This is a genomic window from Burkholderia sp. Bp9016 (assembly GCF_003857765.1).
Taxonomy (GTDB): Bacteria; Pseudomonadota; Gammaproteobacteria; order Burkholderiales; family Burkholderiaceae; genus Burkholderia.
In genome coordinates this window covers 130,979-145,372 of the sequence record NZ_QTPY01000015.1, presented here as the reverse complement: position 1 = coordinate 145,372, position 14,394 = coordinate 130,979, and the positions used below count along the sequence as shown (strand labels likewise).

Here is a 14,394-nt window from a genome sequence, read left to right as displayed (position 1 = left end):
TAGCATGCCCGATACTGATTACCTGACCCGCGCCGAGGCCGTGCTGGCGGCCGTCGAGCGTACCGTCGACGCCGCAAATGACGGCGACCATGACATCGATCTCGAGCGCAACGGCAGCGTCCTGACGCTGACGTTCGAGAACGGCTCGAAGATCATCATCAACCTGCAGCCGCCGATGAAGGAAGTGTGGATCGCCGCGAAGGCGGGCGGTTTCCATTACCGCTTCCTGGACGGCGAATGGCGCGATACGCGCACCAGCACCGAGTTCTTCTCGGCGCTCTCTGAATACGCGACGCAGCAGGCCGGCCTGCCGATCACGTTTAGCGCGTAACGATCGACGGCCATCGGCGCCCGCAGGCCGGGCCTGAAACGTCGTACCAAAGAAAAAAGCGCCCCGCGGGCGCTTTTTTCATGCGCGGGCCGCTGGGTCAGTGGCCGCGGAACAGGTTCATGATGTCCTGCTTTTCCTGTTCGTCGACGTGCGGCACCGAATCGTCGGCGCTCTGCGCCGCCGGCGCTTGCGGCACGCCGACCGTCGACACGAAGCCGTGCCCCGGCGTGAACTCGGTGAAGTACAACTCGCCGCCAAGCGACTGGACGTCGTCCGGCATCGTCGGCTTGAATTCCGGCACGCCCTTGAGCGCGGCACCCATGTAGTCGATCCAGACCGGCAGCGACAGGCCGCCGCCGGTTTCGCGATCGCCGAGGCTGCGCGGATTGTCGTAGCCGATCCATGCGATCGCGGCGAGCGTGTGCTGGTAGCCGGCGAACCATGCATCGTGCGAGTCGTTCGTCGTGCCGGTCTTGCCTGCGAGGTCGCCGCGTTTCAGCACGTTGGTCCGCGCCCCCGTGCCGCGCTGCGCGACGCTCTGCAGCAGGCTGTTCATCACGTACGCGTTGCGTGCGTCGATCGCGCGCGGCGCGTTCTCCTCGGCGACGAGCGGCTGCGCGCGCACGACGATCGCGCCGTTCGGATCGGTGACTTCCGCGATCAGGTACGGATTGATGCGGTAGCCGCCGTTCGCGAACACCGAGTACGCGCCGGCCATCTGCAGCGGTGTGACCTGGCCCGCGCCGAGCGCCATCGGCAGATAGGCCGGATGGCGATCGGCATCGAAGCCGAAGCGAGTGATGTACTGCTGCGCGTACTTCGTGCCGATGTGGTTCAGGATCCGGATCGACACGAGGTTGCGGGAGCGCTGCAGCGCGGTGCGCATCGACATCGGGCCCTCGAAGCCGCCGCCATAGTTTTTCGGCTCCCACGGCTGGCCGCCGGTTTCTGCGGCGCTGAAGTACAGCGGGCCGTCGTTGATGATCGTTGCCGGCCCGAGGCCCTTGTCGAGCGACGCCGAGTAAATGAACGGCTTGAACGACGAACCCGGCTGCCGCCACGCCTGCGTGACGTGGTTGAACTTGTTCTTGTTGTAGTCGAAGCCGCCGACGAGCGAGCGGATCGCGCCATCCTGCGGCACGATCGAGATGAATGCGCCCTCGACCTGCGGCAACTGCGTGATCGACCACTTGCCGGCGTCGTTCTTCATGACACGGACGATCGCGCCCGGGCGGATGCGGCGATTCGGCTGCGCATTGGCTGACAGCGCGCTCGATGCGAAGCGCAGGTTGTCGCCTTCGACCGTCGCGCTGCTGCCGTCGATGAAGGCGACCGTGATCTGGCGCGGGGTTGCCGCGGTCACGACCGCCGCGATCAGTTCGCCGTTGTCGGGATGTTCGAGCAGCGCATCGTCGATCGCCTGCTCGCGGTCGTCCGCGGCGGCCGGCAACTGGATGAAGCCTTCCGGCCCGCGATAGCCGTGGCGGCGCTCGTAGTCCATGATGCCCTTGCGCAGCGCGGTGTACGCCAACTGCTGGTCGGCGGAATCGATCGTCGTGACGACGTTGAAGCCGCGCGTGTAGGTTTCCTCGCGGTACTGCGCGTACATCATCTGCCGGACCATTTCCGCGACGTACTCGGCGTGCACGCTGAACTCGCGACCCGCGCCCTTGACGACGAGCGGCTGCGCGACGGCTTCGTCGTACTGCTCGCGCGTGATGAAGTTCAGCTCGAGCATGCGCTGCAGGATGTACTCCTGGCGCACCTTCGCACGCTTCGGATTGACGACCGGGTTATACGCGGACGGCGCCTTCGGCAGTCCGGCGAGCATTGCGGCTTCCGCGAGCGTGATGTCCTTCAGGTCCTTGCCGAAGTAGACCCGCGCGGCGCTCGCGAAGCCGTACGCGCGCTGGCCGAGATAGATCTGATTCATGTAGACCTCGAGAATCTGATCCTTCGTCAGCGCACGCTCGATCCGGTACGCGAGCAGCATCTCGTAGATCTTGCGCGTGTAGGTCTTTTCGCTCGACAGGAAGAAGTTGCGCGCGACCTGCATCGTGATCGTGCTCGCGCCCTGCGACGCGTGGCCGTTCGTCAGCGCGACGACGCCGGCGCGGACGATCCCGGTGAGGTCGACGCCGCCGTGATCGTAGAAGCGCGCGTCCTCGATTGCGAGGATCGCCTTCTTGAGCGAATCGGGCACATCCTTGAAATGGACGATGTCGCGGCGCTCTTCGCCGAATTCGCCGATCAGCACGTGATCGGACGTATAGATGCGCAGCGGAACCTTCGGACGATAGTCGGTCAGCGCGTCGAGCGACGGCATGTTCGGCCACGCGACGACGAGCGCATAGCCGAGCACGAGGCCGCCGGCCACGACGAGCGCCACGCACATTGCGACGAGGCCGAGCACGGCCTTCTGCCACCAGGGCCGTTTCTTCGGCTCCGGGGCGGGAGGCGGGGACGTAGGAGACGTGGATTGCATAGGCATACCGGAAAACAGTCCCGCGATTATAGCTGCCCGGTATGACCGGCCCTGACGCGGGGGGCTCCCGCCGGAAAGCCGCGGGTCGCCGTGCGGACAGCATAGCGTCTGCGCGGCCGTCACGAGCAGGGGCTGGCCGTCCGGCCGACTGTCCGGGCAGCGCGCCGCTTTGCAGAATCAGGCCTCGGAAACGCGGCATGAGCCGCAACGATCGCGGGAGGCTGGGATGGCGGGACGATGGGTGGCGCGGTACGTGCCGGGCAGACACCGTTCGACGGGAATCGACGTCGGGGCGGACGAGGTGAGGGTGGCCGTGCTGAGCCGGCTCGGCCGGGCTGCGGATGTGCGCGTCGAAGGACTCGAGCGGGAGCCGGTGGGGTTGGCGGGCGGCCCGGACGATGCGCGCTGGGCCGCGGTGTCGCGCGCGTTGGCCGCGGCGGTGGCGCGGCTGTCGGCGGCCGGTGTGCGCTGCGATACGCGCGGCGTGATGGCGTTGCGCGACGACGAGATGCGGACCGCGACGCTTGATCTGGCCGGGCGCGACGACGTCGCGGACGCCGCACGGCAGGCGGCCGAGCGCATCTCGGGGCTGGCGCCGGACAGCTTCGCATTCGACTGGCGGCAGGACGGCGGCGCGCACGCCGGCGAGATCGCGGTCGCAGTCGCTCCGCAGGCGTTGCTGGAGCGGCGCGTCGACGTGGCCGCGCAGGCTGGCGTCGACCTGACGGCCGTCGACGCCGAGTCGGCCGCTGCGTTGCGCGGGTTGCGCTATGCCGCGCAGTTCGAACTCGACGCGCATGGCCCTTATGCGGCGTTCTGGTTCTGCGACACGGGCGTGCATGGCTGGCGGGTCGACGGCGAGCTTGCCGCGCCGGTGCTCGCGCTGTCCGGCGGAGATCGCACGACATTCTGCGATGCATTGCGCCAGTGCGCGCTCGAGCCGGTGCGCAGCGTGCTCGTGGCTGGCGGCGAGCGATGCATCGCCCGTTTTCAGACGTCGGTGGCGGACATCGGCGATGCGCTCGGCGCGGCCGCCGTGCCGTTCGATTGCACCGGCTGGGACGGTCTGCTGGCCGAACCCGCCGGCTCGTCGGGCGGTCCGGCGTTTGCCGTGGCAGTCGGGCTGGCACTGCGCGGGGTGTGGGAATGATCGCCGATCCTGCATTCGGGCGGGCCGTGGCCGGCCCCGCCGCGCTCGGCGGTTTCAATCTGCTGCCGCACCGTGAGCGGCTGGCGCAGCGGCTGCGCCGTCGTCGGGCCGCGCAGTGCGGGGCGGCGATCGTGCTCGGCGTACTCGGGGCCGTGCTGTGGACGGGGGCGGCGGCAGCGTGGCGATCGCGCGTGGATGCCGAGCGCGCAAGCGTGGACGCGCGGCTGCGGCAATGGCAGCCGCAGGTGGACGCCGCAAAGCGCGCCGCCGGGACGGCCGCCGAACTTGCGCAACGCGATGCGCAGGCGGCCGTGCTCGCAGCGCCTTTCCGGCGTGTTGCCAGGCTGCTCGCGACGCTCGCGCAGGTTCGGGACGATACCGTCCGGCTCGACGCGTTGCGCACGACCCCGTCTGGCGTCGTGCTCGATGCGCGCGCCGTAAGTTACCGGGCGGCCGCGCGATGGCTTGCCCTGATCTCAACCGACGAGCGCAACTGGCGAATCGACATCGGCGAGCTGAGCTCGGCTTCGGCTGCAGGTATGCCGTTCCGGTTCTCCGTGCAGGTGCGCTGGCAGGACCGCGAGCCTCGACGGAAAGCCGCGGGAGGCGGTGCATGACGGCGATCGCGCATGGATCCATGTCGAGAGACGCCGGCTGGCCTGGCCGCATGCGGCGCGTGCGGTCGGGCACGGCGCACGCCGTGGGCTGCGTGCTCGCATGCGTGGCCGTGATGGCGGGTGGCGTTCATTTTGCCGATAGCGCCGACTGGAGCGGGCTGGCGCACAGCCGTGCGTTGCTGGCAGCTTCGCGAATGCGCGCCGCCGATGCGCAGCGCGTGCTCGCGGCCGCGGCGCAGCCGGGTGATACCGGTCCGGCGGCCGGGACGAACGCTCGCGTGGCACGTCCGCCTGCGTGGCCCGTACTGATGCTGGAACTTGCCGATCTCGCCGGCGCGAGCGGGTTGCGGGTCGTGTCGATCGAGCCGCGGCACGCGGACGGCGCAGCGCCGGATGGACGGCGCACGGTGCGCATCGTCGCGGACGGCGGATACCCGGCACTGCTGCGCATGGTCGGCGGGCTGGCGAGCTTCTCTGCGCTGGCAGTGCCGTCGGTGTTGCATATCGAGCGAAAACCGCCGGGGTTGCGGGTGGACATGTCCGTCGACGTGTTTCCGGCGCTGTCTTGGGGCGGTGCCGGGGACGAGGCGGCGCGCGTTCTTGCCTCGGGTGGCCCGGGCGACGATCCGTTCGGCGGCGCCGGCCAGCCCACGGCAGTTGACGATCAAGCGCCGCGTCTGGCCGGTACGATTCGCGACGTGCGGGCCGGCCTCGCGCTGTTCGACGCCGGCGACGGCGCGTTCGTGGCCGTCGCACCGGGGGAAGCGCTCGGGGCGTCCCGTGTGATGCGCGTCGATGCCGGTGCCGTGATGCTTGCGACGGCCGATGGCGCGCGCCGGTTCGTCGTCGGCAACGGAGGTCGCCCATGACGACGTGCCGGTGGTGGGCAATCGTATTCTGGATCGGGGCGAGCGCTACCGCGGCGACCATGGCGCGTGCGGCATTGCCGCCTCTGCCGCCGCCCGGGTGGCCGTTTGCATCTATGCATGCGCAGGCCGAGGACACGCCGCTGCCGGCAGGCAGCGTGCCCGACGGGGAGGTCGGCGCCGCTTCGGCCCAGGCTGATCCGCGGCCGTTCAGCGACGCGGCGCGCGCGGCGGTTCAGGCAGAACCCGTCGTGCCGGCGCCGTTGCTGGAGGGGCCGCCGATTCCATTGCCGCCGCCTGCGCGCATGAGCGATGCTGCGGCACGGCACGCCGGCGATGCCGACGATGCGCGCCGGATCTCGCTGAACCTGCAGGGTGTCGGACTCGCGGCCGCGTTCGATGCGCTTGCGCGGTTTACCGGGCTGAACATCGTCGTCGGCGAGCAGGTGCACGGTACCGTGACGTTACGTCTGAACAATGTCCGCTGGCGCGATGCATTCGATACGTTGCTCGACACGCACGGACTCGCGATGTCCCGACGCGGCAACGTGGTCTGGGTCACGCCGGCGGCCGAGCTGGCGGCGCGGGAGCGCGAGCGCTTCGAAGTGCACGCACGGGCGGCCGAACTGGAGCCGCTGGCGAGCCGGACCTTCGCATTGCACTATCCGCGTGCGCAGGACGTACAGCGGCTGCTCGCCGGTGCGACCGGCCAGCGCCTGCTGTCGAAACGCGGCGCCGCGGCGGCCGATCCGCGCACGAACCTGCTGTTCGTCACCGATCTCGCGCCGCGCATCGCGCAGATCGCGGGCCTGATCGACGCGATCGACCGGCCGTCGCGGCAGGTCCGGATCGAGGCGCGCATCGTCGAAGGCGAACAGGGCTTCTCGCGCAACCTCGGTGTACGCGTCGCATTGCGCGCGCAGGGGCGGTCGCCCGCGGCCGACGGCGCGGCGTTCGCGGCGGATGCGCGCAATGCAGCCGACCTTGCCGCGCGGCCGCTGGGCGGCTTCGAGGCGGCGACGGCCGGCTTCACGCTGTTCGCCGCGCCGCTCAGCCGGGTGCTCGATGTCGAACTGAGTGCGCTCGAGGCGCAAGGGCGGGGCCAGATCGTCTCCAGGCCGCGCGTGGTCACGGCCGACCGCGTAAAGGCGATCGTCGAGCAGGGCTCGGAGTTGCCGTATCAGGCCAAGGTGGGCAACGGCGTGAGCGGCGTGCAGTTCCGCCGCGCGACGCTGAAGCTCGAGGTCGAGCCGCAGATCACGCCCGACGGGCGCGTCGTGCTCGATCTGGACGTGACGAAGGACAGCATCGGCGAGCCGACTGCGGCCGGGCCGGCCATTCATACGAAGCACGTGCAGACGCGCGTCGAGGTCGAGGACGGCGGAACGGTTGCGATAGGCGGGATTTACGAGCAGTTGAACCGGGACGATGTGACGCGAGTGCCGCTCTTGGGCAAAATACCGGTACTGGGCGCGCTTTTCCGGCATCGTGCACGGCGCGACCAGCGCAGCGAACTGGTCGTCTTCATCACGCCGACGGTCGTGGGCGCGCGTTGCGAGACGGCCGGCGCAGGCGGCGCGGATGCGGAAAAATCGGGGCCTGAAGCCGGCGGAGCAGGCTCGACAAGGCAGCCGCTTTGCCAGTAAGCTGCGCCACACACCAGCAAGATTCAAGCAGAGGAAGCCGTTGCAAGCGCGGGACCCACATGCAAACGTATTTTTCGTCGGCCTTATGGGAGCGGGTAAGACCACCGTGGGCCGTGCGGTCGCGCGCCGGCTCGACAGGACGTTCTTCGACTCCGACCACGAAATCGAGGCCCGCACGGGTGCGCGCATTCCGGTGATCTTCGAGATGGAGGGCGAGGCCGGGTTTCGCGACCGCGAGTCACAGGTGATCGCCGATCTCACGCAGCGCGAGAACATCGTGCTCGCGACGGGCGGCGGCGCGGTACTGCGGCCTGAAAATCGCGATTGCCTGAAAAGCAGCGGCATCGTCATCTATCTGCGCGCCAATCCGCACGATCTTTGGCTGCGCACGCGCAAGGACAAGAACCGCCCGCTGTTGCAGACCGAAGATCCGAAGGCGCGTCTCGAGGCGCTCTACGAAGTGCGCGACCCGTTGTACCGCGAATGCGCGGACTTCGTCATCGAGACCGGCCGTCCGTCGGTCAACGGTCTCGTCAACATGGTGCTGATGCAACTCGAACTGGCAGGCGTCATCGCCAAGCCGCTACAAGCATGATTACCGTCAACGTCGACCTGGGCGAGCGCGCCTACCCGATTCACATTGGTGCCGGCCTGATCGGCCGCACCGAGCTGTTCGCCCCTCACATCACCGGTTCGTCGGTCACGATCGTCACGAACACGACTGTCGATCCGCTGTACGGCGACACGCTGCGCGCGGCGCTCGCACCGCTCGGCAAGCGCGTGTCGACGGTCGTGCTGCCGGACGGCGAGGCATACAAGAACTGGGACACGCTGAACCTGATCTTCGACGGCCTGCTGACCGACCGCGCGGATCGCAAGACGACGCTCGTCGCACTCGGCGGCGGCGTGGTCGGCGACATGACGGGCTTTGCCGCCGCATGCTACATGCGCGGCGTGCCGTTCATTCAGGTACCGACGACGCTGTTGTCGCAAGTCGATTCGTCGGTCGGCGGCAAGACGGGCATCAACCACCCGCTCGGCAAGAACATGATCGGCGCGTTCTACCAGCCGCAGGCAGTGATCGCCGATATCGGCGCGCTGACGACGCTGCCCGATCGCGAACTGGCGGCGGGCGTTGCCGAAGTCATCAAGACGGGCGCGATCGCCGATGCCGAATTCTTCGACTGGATCGAGGCGAACGTCGACGCGTTGAACCGTCGCGAGCCGGCCGCGCTCGCGCATGCGGTGAAGCGCTCGTGCGAAATCAAGGCGAGCGTGGTCGCCGCCGACGAGCGCGAAGGCGGCCTGCGCGCGATCCTGAACTTCGGCCATACGTTCGGCCATGCGATCGAGGCCGGCCTCGGCTACGGCGAATGGCTGCACGGCGAAGCGGTCGGCTGCGGAATGGTGATGGCAGGCGACCTGTCGGTGCGGCTCGGCCTCTTCGACGAAGCGTCGCGGCAGCGGCTCGATGCCGTGATTGCCGCCGCGCACCTGCCGACTCGCGGGCCGGCGCTTGGCGACGCGCGCTACATGGATCTCATGCGCGTCGACAAGAAAGCCGAAGCCGGCGCGATCAAGTTCATCCTGCTGAAGCGATTCGGCGATACGCTGATCGCGCAGGCACCCGACGAAGCCGTGTTCGCTACACTGGCGCAGACGACCCGGTAACGGTGGCCCGGATGCCCCGGCGCCCCTGACATGGAGGAGACGTGAGCGAGACATCCAGCAGCACATTGCCCGAGACCGGACGCGCATCCGTCGCGGTGCTGGCCGAGCCACCGACGCTGGCGGCGCTGGAAGCCCATCTCGCTCCGTATGCCGCGCACGCGTCGCAGTCGCGCGGCCGCCGCCATCCGGAAACGCCGCCGGCCGCGCGCACCGAATTCCAGCGCGACCGCGACCGCATCGTTCATTCGACCGCGTTCCGCCGGCTCGAATACAAGACGCAGGTCTTCGTCAATCACGAAGGCGACCTCTTCCGCACCCGCCTCACGCACAGCCTCGAAGTCGCGCAGATCGCGCGTTCGATCGCACGCAACCTGCGGCTCAACGAGGATCTCGTCGAAGCGATTTCGCTCGCGCACGATCTCGGCCATACGCCGTTCGGCCATGCCGGGCAGGATGCGCTGAACGCATGCATGCGCGAGCACGGCGGCTTCGAGCACAACCTGCAGAGCCTGGCCGTCGTCGACGAGCTCGAGGAGCACTACGGTGCGTTCAACGGCCTGAACCTGTGCTTCGAAACGCGCGAAGGCATCCTCAAGCACTGCTCGCGCGAGAACGCGCGCAAGCTCGGCGCGCTCGGCGAGCGCTTCCTGCAGGGCCGCCAGCCGTCGCTCGAAGCGCAGCTCGCGAACATCGCGGACGAAATCGCGTACAACAACCATGACGTCGACGACGGTCTGCGCTCCGGCCTGATCACGATCGAGCAGCTCGCCGAAGTCGAGCTGTGGCAACGCCACTACGAAGCGGCGCTCGCCGAATTTCCGCATCTCGAAGGCCGCCGCCTCGTGCACGAGACGGTGCGCCGCATCATCAACACGCTGATCGTCGACCTGATCGACGAGACCACGCGCAATCTCGTGCGCGTTGCACCCGCGTCGCTCGACGACGTGCGCGCCGCGCCGCCGCTCGTGGCACACAGCGCGACGGTCGCCGCGCAGGCGGCAGCGCTCAAGCGCTTTCTGTTCAAGAACCTGTACCGCCACTACAAGGTGATGCGTATGGCGAACAAGGCGCAGCGCGTCGTCACGGGGCTGTTCGACGCGTTCATCGACGATCCGCGCCTCTTGCCGCCGCCATACCAGTCGGACGACGCAGCGCAGCAGCCGCGCCTCGTCGCGCACTACATCGCAGGCATGACCGACCGCTTCGCGTTGAAGGAATACCAGCGACTGTTCGTCATCAACGACAACTGACTGTCACAAACGATCACTAGACTTCGCCGGTTCAATGGCGATGGGAATGTTGCACACGCTGTTGGTAACGTTTTCATAGGAGAGGTGTCGATGAAGAAGAAGCCTGCGGGGACCCTGGTTCGTTCGATCGCGCTCGGCGGCGCGCTGATGTTCGGTGTGCAGCACGCGGCGTTCGCCGTGACGGAGATCCAGTTCTGGCATGCGATGGAGTCGGCGCTCGGCGACCGCGTCAACGAGATCGCCGCGCAGTTCAACGCATCTCAGAGCGATTACAAGATCGTGCCGGTCTTCAAGGGCACTTACGACCAGGCGCTCGCGGCGGGCATCGCCGCATATCGCAGCGGCAACGCGCCGGCGATCCTGCAGGTCTATGAAGTCGGCACCGCGACGATGATGCAGGCGAAGAAGGCCGTCGTGCCCGTCTATGACGTGTTCAAGCAGGCTGGCGTGCCGCTCGACGAAAAGGCGTTCGTGCCGACCATCGCGAGCTACTACAGCGACGCGAAGACGGGCCATCTGGTATCGATGCCGTTCAACAGCTCGACGCCGGTGCTGTACTACAACAAGGACGCGTTCAGGAAGGCCGGGCTCGACCCGAACCGGCCGCCGAAGACTTGGGCCGACGTGAAGGCCGACGCGGAGAAGCTGCGCAAGTCCGGGATGGCCTGCGGCTTCACCACCGGCTGGCAGGGCTGGATCCAGCTCGAGAACTACAGCGCGTGGCATGCGCTGCCGTTTGCGAGCCGCAACAACGGCTTCGACGGTACCGACGCGGTGCTCGAATTCAACAAGCCGCAGCAGATCGCGCACATCGCGTTCCTGCAGCAGATGGTGAAGGACGGCACGTTCACGTACGCGGGCCGCAAGGATGAAGCGTCGGCGAAGTTCTACAGCGGCGATTGCGGGATTCTGACGACGTCGTCGGGCGCGCTCGCCAACGTGCAGAAGTTCGCGAAGTTCAGCTACGGCACCGGGATGATGCCGTACGACGCGAACGTGAAGGGCGCACCGCAGAACGCGATCATCGGCGGCGCGAGCCTGTGGGTGCTGGCGGGCAAGGATCCGGCGACCTACAAGGGTGTCGCGAAATTCCTCGCGTTCCTGGCCTCGCCGGCCGTGGCCGCGAAGTGGCACCAGGATACGGGCTACCTGCCGGTCACGACGGCCGCGTACGAGCTGACGCGCCAGCAGGGCTTCTACGCGAAGAACCCGAGCGCGGAAACCGCGATCAAGCAGATGATGAACAAGCCGCCGCTGCCTTATACGAAGGGGCTGCGTCTGGGCAACATGCCGCAGATCCGCACGGTGGTCGACGAAGAGCTGGAGCAGGTCTGGGCGCAGAAGAAGTCGCCGAAGGACGCACTCGATTCGGCGGCGTCGCGTGGCGACGAGCTGCTGCGCCGCTTCGAGAAGTCGGGTAGCTGAGCGCGCATCGCGTTCGTGCCGCCGGCCGCCGTGTCGCACATGCGCACGGGCGGGCCGGCGGCGCGGTTTCCTTTCCGTTTCGCCTGACCGGATCCCCGCGATGCAATCCCGTTCCCGTTTCGGCGCTAGCCTGCTGCCGTACCTGCTGATCGCGCCGCAGCTCGCGATCACCGCCGTGTTCTTCCTGTGGCCGGCCGGCGTCGCGCTATGGCAGTCGACGCAGATGCAGGATGCGTTCGGCACGTCGAGTGAATTCGTCGGCTTCGCGAATTTCGCGAACCTGTTCACCGACCCGCTGTATCTCGACTCGTTCCGCACGACGCTGGTGTTCAGTTCGCTCGTCACGGTGAGCGGACTCGTCGTGTCGCTGCTGCTCGCCGCGTGCGCCGATCGCGTGATCCGCGGGGCGCGCGTGTATCGCACGCTGCTGATCTGGCCGTACGCGGTCGCGCCGACGATCGCGGCCGTGCTGTGGGCGTTCCTGTTCAATCCGAGCATCGGCCTCGTGACTTATGCGCTCGCGAAGAGCGGCATCGTGTGGAACCACGCGCTGAACGGCGGCCAGGCGATGTTCCTTGTCGTGCTCGCGTCGGTGTGGAAGCAGGTGAGCTACAACTTCCTCTTTTTCTACGCAGGCCTGCAGGCGATCCCGCGCTCGCTGATCGAAGCGGCGGCGATCGACGGCGCAGGCCCGGTCCGGCGTTTCTTCAACATCGTGCTGCCGCTGCTGTCGCCGACGAGCTTCTTCCTGCTGGTCGTGAACCTCGTGTACGCGTTCTTCGACACGTTCCCGGTGATCGACGCGGCCACCGCGGGCGGCCCCGCGCAAAGTACGAAGACGCTGATCTACAAGATCTTCACGGAGGGCTTCCAGGGGCTCGACATCGGCAGTTCGGGCGCACAGTCGGTCGTCCTGATGATCATCGTCGTCGGGCTCACGGTGATCCAGTTCCGCTTCGTCGAACGCAGGGTGCAATACGCATGATCGAAAATCGCAAGGGCTTCGACCTGTTCTGCCACGCGGTGCTGATCGCGGGCGTCGTGCTGATCGTGTTCCCGGTCTACGTCGCGTTCTGCGCGGCGACGATGAACGCGCAGGAAGTGTTCACGATTCCGCTGTCGCTGGTGCCGAGCACGCACCTGCTGGAGAACATCGCGTACATCTGGGGGCACGGCAGCGGCGGCACGACGGCGCCGTTCGGCCGGTTGCTCGTCAACAGCTTCGTGATGGCGCTCGGTATCGCGGTCGGCAAGATCGCGATGTCGATCCTGTCCGCGTACGCGATCGTCTACTTCCGCTTCCCGTTCCGCAACACGGCGTTCTGGCTGATCTTCATCACGCTGATGCTGCCGGTCGAGGTGCGGATCTTCCCGACGGTGCAGGTCGTGTCGACGCTGCACCTGACGAATACCTACGCAGGGCTCACGCTGCCGCTGATCGCATCGGCGACCGCGACGTTCCTGTTCCGCCAGTTCTTCATGACGTTGCCCGACGAACTGATGGATGCAGCACGCATCGACGGCGCTGGGCCGCTGCGCTTCTTCTGGGACGTCGTGCTGCCGCTGTCGAAGACGAGCATCGCGGCGCTGTTCGTGATCACGTTCATCTATGGCTGGAACCAGTATCTGTGGCCGATCCTGATCACGACGGAAGCGTCGCTGTCGACGGCGGTGGTGGGCATCAAGACGATGATCGCGAGCGGCGACGCCGCGACCGAATGGCAATACGTGATGGCGGCGACGCTGCTGGCGATGATTCCGCCGCTCGTCGTCGTGCTGGCGATGCAGCGCTGGTTCGTGCGCGGCCTCGTCGATTCCGAAAAATAGACAACGGACGGCAACCGGGAGAAGGGACCAAGTATGGCTGCGCTGAGCTTGAAGGGCGTCAGGAAATCCTACGACGGCAAGCAGCACGTGCTGCACGGCATCGACGTGGAGATCGCCGACGGTGAATTCATCGTGCTGGTCGGCCCGTCGGGCTGCGGCAAGTCGACGTTGCTGCGGATGATCGCGGGGCTCGAGACGGTGACGGACGGCGAGATCGAGATCGGCGGGCGCGTGGTCAACGCGCTGGAGCCGAAGGATCGCGATATCGCAATGGTGTTCCAGAACTACGCGCTGTATCCGCACATGACGGTCGCGCAAAACATGGGCTACGGGCTGAAGATCCGGGGCCTCGAGCGCGCGACGATCGACGCGCGGGTGGCCGCGGCCGCGAAGATCCTCGAGCTGGAGCCGCTGCTCGCGCGGCGGCCGCGCGAGCTGTCGGGCGGTCAGCGGCAGCGCGTCGCGATGGGGCGCGCGATCGTGCGCGAGCCGTCGGTGTTCCTGTTCGACGAACCGCTGTCGAACCTCGACGCGAAGTTGCGAGTCCAGATGCGTCTCGAAATCCAGCGGCTGCATGCGCGGCTCGCGACGACGAGCGTGTACGTGACGCACGACCAGATCGAGGCGATGACACTCGCGCAGCGCGTGATCGTGATGAACCGCGGCTACGCGGAGCAGATCGGCGCGCCGGTGGACGTGTACGAGAAGCCGGCGACCGTGTTCGTCGCGGGCTTCATCGGATCGCCGGCGATGAACCTGATGCACGGCCGGCTGTCGGAGGATGGCGCGACGTTCACGGTCGCGGGCGGCGGCCCGGCGCTGCCGGTTGCCGGCGCGCCCGGCATCGGCACCGAGATCGCCACCGGGCGCGACTGGGTGCTCGGCGTGCGGCCCGAGCACATGATGCCGCAGCCGGGCGTCGCGCAGGCGGCGCTGCCGGTCGATTCCTGCGAACTGCTCGGCGCGGACAATCTCGCGCACGGCCGCTGGGGCAATCACGACGTCGCGGTGCGGCTGCCGCATGCGGATCGTCCCGCGCGCGGCACGGCGCTGGGTGCCGCGCTGCCGGCGCACCGGCTGCACTTCTTCGATCCCGAGACCGGCCGGCGTGCCGGCTGAACCGACG

At 67.7% G+C, this 14,394-nt stretch carries 13 protein-coding genes; 12 read left to right on the top strand and 1 reads right to left on the bottom strand.

Features of this window, described 5'->3' with window-relative positions:
• Positions 1 to 4: 4 nt before the first annotated feature.
• Positions 5 to 331 carry an iron donor protein CyaY gene (gene cyaY / locus DIE13_RS19740; protein ID WP_124828693.1) on the top strand — a complete coding sequence of 109 codons (327 nt, stop codon included), beginning with the start codon at positions 5 to 7 and terminating at the stop codon, positions 329 to 331.
• A gap of 97 nt (positions 332 to 428) precedes the next feature.
• Here the strand turns inward: cyaY and DIE13_RS19735 are convergent, their stop codons facing one another.
• Positions 429 to 2,816, bottom strand: coding sequence for a penicillin-binding protein 1A (locus DIE13_RS19735; protein ID WP_124828692.1), 2,388 nt, complete (start codon positions 2,814 to 2,816; stop codon positions 429 to 431).
• 226 nt (positions 2,817 to 3,042) lie between these two features.
• On the opposite strand from DIE13_RS19735, the gene DIE13_RS19730 reads away from it, so the two are divergent.
• The 11 genes from DIE13_RS19730 (at position 3,043) to DIE13_RS19680 (ending at position 14,387) form a co-directional block, all read left to right on the top strand.
• A complete protein-coding gene (locus DIE13_RS19730; RefSeq protein ID WP_124828691.1) occupies positions 3,043 to 3,966 on the top strand; it encodes a competence protein ComA in 924 nt (307 codons plus the stop codon).
• A complete protein-coding gene (locus tag DIE13_RS19725; RefSeq protein ID WP_124828690.1) occupies positions 3,963 to 4,583 on the top strand; it encodes a PilN domain-containing protein in 621 nt (206 codons plus the stop codon). The genes DIE13_RS19730 and DIE13_RS19725 overlap by 4 nt, the downstream gene beginning before the upstream one ends.
• Positions 4,580 to 5,452: a pilus assembly protein gene (locus DIE13_RS19720; protein ID WP_124828689.1), complete on the top strand. Its 873-nt coding sequence runs from the start codon at positions 4,580 to 4,582 to the stop codon at positions 5,450 to 5,452. The genes DIE13_RS19725 and DIE13_RS19720 overlap by 4 nt, the downstream gene beginning before the upstream one ends.
• The gene (locus DIE13_RS19715) at positions 5,449 to 7,095 is read left to right on the top strand and encodes a type IV pilus secretin PilQ (RefSeq protein WP_124828688.1); all 1,647 of its coding nucleotides are present in this window, start codon (positions 5,449 to 5,451) and stop codon (positions 7,093 to 7,095) included. Before DIE13_RS19720 ends, DIE13_RS19715 begins: the two co-directional genes overlap by 4 nt.
• Positions 7,096 to 7,135: 40 nt before the next feature.
• Complete coding sequence (locus tag DIE13_RS19710; protein WP_124828714.1) at positions 7,136 to 7,690, top strand: shikimate kinase; 555 nt, start codon at positions 7,136 to 7,138, stop codon at positions 7,688 to 7,690.
• On the top strand, positions 7,687 to 8,766 hold the full coding sequence (gene aroB / locus DIE13_RS19705) for a 3-dehydroquinate synthase (RefSeq protein WP_124828687.1): 1,080 nt from the start codon (positions 7,687 to 7,689) through the stop codon (positions 8,764 to 8,766). The genes DIE13_RS19710 and aroB overlap by 4 nt, the downstream gene beginning before the upstream one ends.
• A gap of 41 nt (positions 8,767 to 8,807) precedes the next feature.
• On the top strand, positions 8,808 to 10,016 hold the full coding sequence (locus DIE13_RS19700) for a deoxyguanosinetriphosphate triphosphohydrolase (protein WP_124828686.1): 1,209 nt from the start codon (positions 8,808 to 8,810) through the stop codon (positions 10,014 to 10,016).
• A 90-nt stretch (positions 10,017 to 10,106) separates the two neighbouring features.
• Positions 10,107 to 11,441 (top strand): sn-glycerol-3-phosphate ABC transporter substrate-binding protein UgpB, encoded by a 1,335-nt coding sequence (gene ugpB, locus DIE13_RS19695; protein WP_124828685.1) that lies wholly within the window; start codon positions 10,107 to 10,109, stop codon positions 11,439 to 11,441.
• Between the two features lie 100 nt (positions 11,442 to 11,541).
• On the top strand, positions 11,542 to 12,426 hold the full coding sequence (ugpA, locus tag DIE13_RS19690) for a sn-glycerol-3-phosphate ABC transporter permease UgpA (protein ID WP_098552723.1): 885 nt from the start codon (positions 11,542 to 11,544) through the stop codon (positions 12,424 to 12,426).
• Positions 12,423 to 13,268 (top strand): sn-glycerol-3-phosphate ABC transporter permease UgpE, encoded by an 846-nt coding sequence (gene ugpE, locus DIE13_RS19685; RefSeq protein ID WP_057924791.1) that lies wholly within the window; start codon positions 12,423 to 12,425, stop codon positions 13,266 to 13,268. The genes ugpA and ugpE overlap by 4 nt, the downstream gene beginning before the upstream one ends.
• A gap of 33 nt (positions 13,269 to 13,301) precedes the next feature.
• Complete coding sequence (locus DIE13_RS19680; RefSeq protein ID WP_124828684.1) at positions 13,302 to 14,387, top strand: sn-glycerol-3-phosphate import ATP-binding protein UgpC; 1,086 nt, start codon at positions 13,302 to 13,304, stop codon at positions 14,385 to 14,387.
• Positions 14,388 to 14,394 lie beyond the last annotated feature (7 nt).

What these genes read in the sequence shown, in the direction of transcription:
- cyaY (WP_124828693.1), top strand. Translation starts at nt 5, where the DNA reads ATGCCCGATACTGATTACCTGACCCGCGCCGAGGCCGTGCTGGCGGCC.
- DIE13_RS19735 (WP_124828692.1), bottom strand. Translation starts at nt 2,816, where the DNA reads ATGCAATCCACGTCTCCTACGTCCCCGCCTCCCGCCCCGGAGCCGAAG.
- DIE13_RS19730 (WP_124828691.1), top strand. Translation starts at nt 3,043, where the DNA reads ATGGCGGGACGATGGGTGGCGCGGTACGTGCCGGGCAGACACCGTTCG.
- DIE13_RS19725 (WP_124828690.1), top strand. Translation starts at nt 3,963, where the DNA reads ATGATCGCCGATCCTGCATTCGGGCGGGCCGTGGCCGGCCCCGCCGCG.
- DIE13_RS19720 (WP_124828689.1), top strand. Translation starts at nt 4,580, where the DNA reads ATGACGGCGATCGCGCATGGATCCATGTCGAGAGACGCCGGCTGGCCT.
- DIE13_RS19715 (WP_124828688.1), top strand. Translation starts at nt 5,449, where the DNA reads ATGACGACGTGCCGGTGGTGGGCAATCGTATTCTGGATCGGGGCGAGC.
- aroB (WP_124828687.1), top strand. Translation starts at nt 7,687, where the DNA reads ATGATTACCGTCAACGTCGACCTGGGCGAGCGCGCCTACCCGATTCAC.
- ugpB (WP_124828685.1), top strand. Translation starts at nt 10,107, where the DNA reads ATGAAGAAGAAGCCTGCGGGGACCCTGGTTCGTTCGATCGCGCTCGGC.
- ugpA (WP_098552723.1), top strand. Translation starts at nt 11,542, where the DNA reads ATGCAATCCCGTTCCCGTTTCGGCGCTAGCCTGCTGCCGTACCTGCTG.
- ugpE (WP_057924791.1), top strand. Translation starts at nt 12,423, where the DNA reads ATGATCGAAAATCGCAAGGGCTTCGACCTGTTCTGCCACGCGGTGCTG.
- DIE13_RS19680 (WP_124828684.1), top strand. Translation starts at nt 13,302, where the DNA reads ATGGCTGCGCTGAGCTTGAAGGGCGTCAGGAAATCCTACGACGGCAAG.